Origin of the sequence: Acinetobacter sp. YH12236 (genome assembly GCF_013417645.1) — a bacterium.
GTDB lineage: Bacteria > Pseudomonadota > Gammaproteobacteria > Pseudomonadales > Moraxellaceae > Acinetobacter.
Genome location: NZ_VPDM01000065.1, coordinates 1 through 4,736 on the forward strand (window position 1 = coordinate 1; position 4,736 = coordinate 4,736).

The 4,736-nt window shown below is 37.3% G+C and carries 7 protein-coding genes and 1 pseudogene; 3 read left to right on the top strand and 5 right to left on the bottom strand.

Annotated elements, in window-relative coordinates; translation table 11 throughout:
• Positions 1-99, bottom strand: a pseudogene (locus FTV14_RS15665) (mobilization protein); the annotation flags it as partial.
• 186 nt (positions 100-285) lie between these two features.
• On the opposite strand from FTV14_RS15665, the gene FTV14_RS15670 reads away from it, so the two are divergent.
• Positions 286-570: a hypothetical protein gene (locus FTV14_RS15670; protein ID WP_004871868.1), complete on the top strand. Its 285-nt coding sequence runs from the start codon at positions 286-288 to the stop codon at positions 568-570.
• On the opposite strand, the gene FTV14_RS15675 is transcribed toward FTV14_RS15670, so the two are convergent.
• Both FTV14_RS15675 and repM read right to left on the bottom strand, forming a co-directional pair.
• Positions 567-863, bottom strand: a complete 297-nt coding sequence (locus FTV14_RS15675; protein ID WP_005265043.1) for a hypothetical protein — start codon at positions 861-863, stop codon at positions 567-569. The two genes, FTV14_RS15670 and FTV14_RS15675, sit on opposite strands and share 4 nt — an antisense overlap.
• Positions 860-1,789, bottom strand: a complete 930-nt coding sequence (gene repM, locus FTV14_RS15680) for a replication initiation protein RepM (protein ID WP_004871874.1) — start codon at positions 1,787-1,789, stop codon at positions 860-862. The genes FTV14_RS15675 and repM overlap by 4 nt, the downstream gene beginning before the upstream one ends.
• An 809-nt stretch (positions 1,790-2,598) precedes the next feature.
• Here repM and FTV14_RS15685 point away from each other — a divergent pair.
• Positions 2,599-2,934: an SMR family transporter gene (locus FTV14_RS15685; RefSeq protein WP_180054150.1), complete on the top strand. Its 336-nt coding sequence runs from the start codon at positions 2,599-2,601 to the stop codon at positions 2,932-2,934.
• Positions 2,935-3,492, top strand: a complete 558-nt coding sequence (locus tag FTV14_RS15690; protein WP_180054152.1) for a TetR/AcrR family transcriptional regulator — start codon at positions 2,935-2,937, stop codon at positions 3,490-3,492. It begins immediately after the preceding gene.
• 127 nt (positions 3,493-3,619) lie between these two features.
• Here FTV14_RS15690 and FTV14_RS15695 read toward each other — a convergent pair whose 3' ends face one another.
• Positions 3,620-4,120 carry a hypothetical protein gene (locus FTV14_RS15695; RefSeq protein WP_087528903.1) on the bottom strand — a complete coding sequence of 167 codons (501 nt, stop codon included), beginning with the start codon at positions 4,118-4,120 and terminating at the stop codon, positions 3,620-3,622.
• The coding region (locus FTV14_RS15700) for a MobA/MobL family protein (RefSeq protein ID WP_180054154.1) at positions 4,117-4,736 on the bottom strand (620 nt) is incomplete at its 5' end. The genes FTV14_RS15695 and FTV14_RS15700, both read right to left, overlap by 4 nt.

Below are 4,736 nucleotides of genomic sequence, written 5' to 3' on the forward strand. Positions count from 1 at the left end.
ATCTTCTAGTTTTTCCCCTGCACGATATGCAGATGATGCAACCGCAGTTCGCCCCGAACTTCGGTTCACCGTTTTAGTGGAACAATGATAAATTGCCATGCAGTCGCCTTGGGGTGCTTTTGCTTTTGGGGTTAAGGGGATTCCCCTTACGCAAACTTTGACTTGGATGAAATCCAAGTCGTAAGTGCGCATTTCATGAAAAACACGATAGCATATTACCCGCTTGAATTTCAATTCATAGGGTCTTATGCTTGAGTGGTTTTCTATATTCCGAAATTAACCGTTATGACTAAATCTGCTGAAAATATCGAAAAGAAAATTGAAGCCCAGTTAGAGAAGCTGAAACAGTTAAAAGCACAGAAACAGGCTATTGAAGCAAGAGAACGTACCAAAAAGAAAGAACAGGAGCGCAAGGATGATACTAGGCGTAAAATTTTGCTCGGTTCTTACTTGATTAAGAAAATGCAGGCAAATGAAGCCAATAAAGAAAAAATACTCGCTGAACTCAACGAATATTTAACAGAAAATAGAGATCGACAGCTTTTTGATTTGCCCGACATTGAAGCCTAATTTTTCTTAGCTGTTTGGTTATTCTGTTCGGCTTGATACTCGGGAATGAGCGTGTTTAAAACCTTTTGAATATTGTCTTTGTCCTCTATCTGCAAATGATCCCGATAGTAAATTAAGTCCTGTATTTTGCTTTCCATCTGCATTTTTTCGGTGGGTTTGGCATTTTTGGATAGTCGGGATAATAGGAAGATATAACCGCATATATTTTCCCTCGCAATTTCATAATTTACGATGTCGAGGTATTCAACGGTCACATGCTTTAGATCGGTTGATAGGTTATTTAATTTAATCATGGCTGAAATCCTGATTTTTCTAAAATTGGATAAAGCTCTCTGAATTTTTCAGGCTCTAAAAGCATATCAGCGATACGAATAGCAAATTGTTGGTAGCTTTCTGTACCTTGTGAATATTTCCCCATTTCAGGCATTTCTGACATTTTATTCGCAAATAAATGGCGTTGTGCATCGGTCATTTTTATAAAAAAATCAGGCGTGTTTGGATCTCTTTTTGCTTCAACTTTTGGCTGTTGTTTTTGCTTAAATTTGAAAGAAAAACCTGAAATGATCCGTCCTTTTTTATGCTGTTCATACGTTACAGTAATATCAGTATGCTCATTAATTTGTTTAATTGATGGTTCAAGCACACGCTTTTTAAAGTCACTCATGGCGGTGTATTCACTATCAACAAGACCTAATCTGTTTCTAAACTCACTAAGTTCTAGTTGTGGAACTTTTCCAACTTCACGCCAAGCAATCAGCAATTCATAAAGCCTAGTGGCGTATTTACTGGTTAGGTGAGCAACTTGTTTAGCTTCATATTTTGTAAAGTGTTCTTCCAATCGTGTGATTAAAGGCACTACATCAGGAGCAAAAGTAATTTCTAACAATGCTAGGTCATCTACATAAAATATACGGCTTACCCAGCGAGATCGAACAATGCCGACTTTGCCTGTTTTTTTATATTCGGCTGTATAACTAAATTGACGATTAAACAGATTATTTACAGCTTCTCTCAAAGCTTTATATGACGCATCGGCAGATACATTGAATAGCTTGGCGTAGTCACTAGCATGTATTTCCAGTTTACTATCCGCAGTGATTCCTTGTCCCGATTCTCTAGCATTAATGATAGCTAGCATGATCAAACGTTGTTCCGTTAGCTCTAGGTTGTAACTGGCATTTATTAGAGCATTATCTTTCACGACTAAACTATTTTTCATAAGAAGAACTTATTATTATCTAATTAAAGGACAATGTAATCTAATATCTTTTTAAGGTCAATATTTATAATGTCTTTTAATTAAGAGCAAATGTCCGTTTATACAAGAGCAAATGTCCGTTTATACAAGAGCAAATGTCCGTTTATACAAGAGCAAATGTCCGTTTATATAGTCTGTAACACTTACTACACAAGGGTTTCAACCTGTCTAAAAGCATTAAAAGCTTTAAAAATAATTAAAAGCCTTTCGAGAGGGGAGTGCTTAAAACTGCCCTATGTACTCGCTAAAGCTCGTACTCTATTGAAGCTCGTTCCTCGCTTCGTGGGGCAGTTTTTGGTTAATCCTGTTTGTGAAATCTAAAAGCAAAAGCATTGGTAATGTATTCGCTTCGCTCATACTTTTTGAAAAGCAAAAGCTCCAAAGTTCGCACCCATTCGGGATGCTCTGTATCTTTCGTTATGAAGCAAAAGGGAGCTTGTAATCAGGGAAAAGGCAGGGGCAAAATTTTAATGCCAGGTGGTCGCTCGTAGACACTCGCTCGGCTCTTACTGGAATGATTAAAATATCTAATCAAAACCGTGGAACATTGCTTAAATAGTAAGCGTGGAACATGAAAAATCATTAAAAAAGCCCAACTGAGTGCAGTTGGGCTTTTTTGTATACGATAAGACTATGATTTATATAGAATAAAAAAGAGCATTTCGTATAAGTTGTATTATGTTAATTTTAGAAAATCTAAAATAATTATTGATAATTTTTTTTTGAAAATTTAACATACCTTCCGATGGGTATTTTAGGTATGATTACTTATGAACAGTGTGTTACTCGCTTATGTATTACTTGGATTTTCAATAGTTTCCGAAGTGATTGGAAGTAGTTTTTTAGTTAAATCGGAAGGGTTTACAAAACTTTTTCCAAGCGTGATGGTCTTTATTTTTTTTAGCACGTTATTATCACAAGTTATTAAAACAATCCCTTTAGGTATCGCATACGCTATATGGGCTGGTGTTGGGATTGTTCTAACTGCTGTAGTTAGCTACTTTGTTTTTAAACAGACACTAGATAATCCTGCTTTAATTGGAATTGGTTTTATCGTATCTGGCGTAATAATTATTAATTTATTTTCGCAATCAGCAGGTCATTAAGTGAAAGAAATTCGGCAACAAAAGAAGCAACCAGAGGTTATTCGAAAGCGCATCCTTGAACAGGCAACTATTCTTGTTTCTCAAAAGGGTATTTCTGGTGTTTCTATTCAAAATATTGCTACAGCAGTAGGTATAACAAAAGGGGGGGTATTTCACCATTTCCCGAATAAAAAAAATTTGATAGAAGAAATGTTCAATCAAATAATTCTTGATTTAGATCAAACAGTTGAATACTTGATTAAACGCGATCCAACAGAATATGGTAAATTCACACGAGCTTATATTCATAGTTCTTTTATCCATCAAATAGATGGGGTGGTTTCTGCTTGGTCAGCGTTATCAATGACTATGATCACAGAGCCTACCTTTAATAAAATTTGGATGGAATGGCTAAAAAATAGATTATCTCAACATGCAGAAACGGATAGTCATCCTGATTTAGAGTTACTTCGTTTAGCAGCAGATGGGTTGTGGCTACAAAGTATTACCGGAGTCATTGATGTTGAGCAATGTTCAAAATTAGAAGACGATCTGCTTAATCGAACCTATTTAACATAAAATCTCTTATGCGAAATTTCAGCTCGATGCTTTGAAACATGGCTAAAGCCATGTTTCAAAGTCGGGCAACTTTGCGCTTGCTGTAATCTGATCAGTAATGAGAAAAACCAAGCAAAGTATCGATCGCCTAGTATTTTTTAGGGTCGATCTGACACCAGTCATACGTTTTTTCTTTGACATTATTCGGTTCAAATGAGTAACACGGCTTTTTAGTCATAATTCTGACTAATGTTTTCCCATCATGCTCCTCGATTTGTAACGGATATTTTTTTAGTACAGCCATATCTGCTCTACGTTCATCAATTTCGTCTTTGCTTGGTATGTATAAGAAGATAGCTAAAATGAATACCATCATCACAGCAACAAACGTGCTAGCAAAAATAATGATAAGTTTTAAGTTGAGCCTGTGTGTAGCTTCGTTTAATGCCTGAATACTGTTGTTTAATGCGCCTGTATGCTTCTTATTTGCGTTTTCTAGCGATTTTTCAGCCTTGTCTAGCACTCCGCTAGCGACATGGTTGTAAAACTGCTCTAATCGCTTGTTATCGTCTGCTATGGCCTCTCTATATTCCTTCATGGATGCCAATAAAATATATAACTGGTCATCTAGATCATTTTGATTACTCATAATGACATTCCGCCTCTACCTAGTTTTTGAGATGCCTTGCGGAGTGCTTGCTCGGCTCGTTGTTTATCTAATTCTTGCTGTCGCTTCATTTCCGCTTGGCGTTCCAGTTCTAGACGTTTGGTTTCTTGGTTCTTCTGCCATTGATCAAAACCTTGATCGACACGGCTTAAACCACGCTGTAAAACGCTCTCTTTTTGCTGTTTCTGTTGGTGAAGCTGTTGGCTATTTTGCTGTTTGACGTTGTCATTAAAACGGCTGATTTCAGTGTCTATGCCTTGTCTGCGTAATTGTGTGACTTTGGTGCCTTCATGGATGGTGGCTTGTAGTCCGTTGTTCTGATCGGCATAGCTACGATGGTCTATTTTTTCTCGGTAGCCTGCACGTTCCAATGCTTTATTGGCTAAGTCTGCCCAAGTTTCTCGAATTTGCTTAATATCTTCTTGGGTTGTCCCCATGCCAAGGCTTTTTCGTTTGGCGTTGCTGAGTTCGATATCGGTTTTGGTGGTCAGGGTGAGTTTATTGTCCGTGTCCAATTCGGCTTTTCGGGTGGTAAGCATGATATGGGCGTGATGATTCTTATCATTACCGCCTTTGCTGGGTTCATGGATGGCTAAAT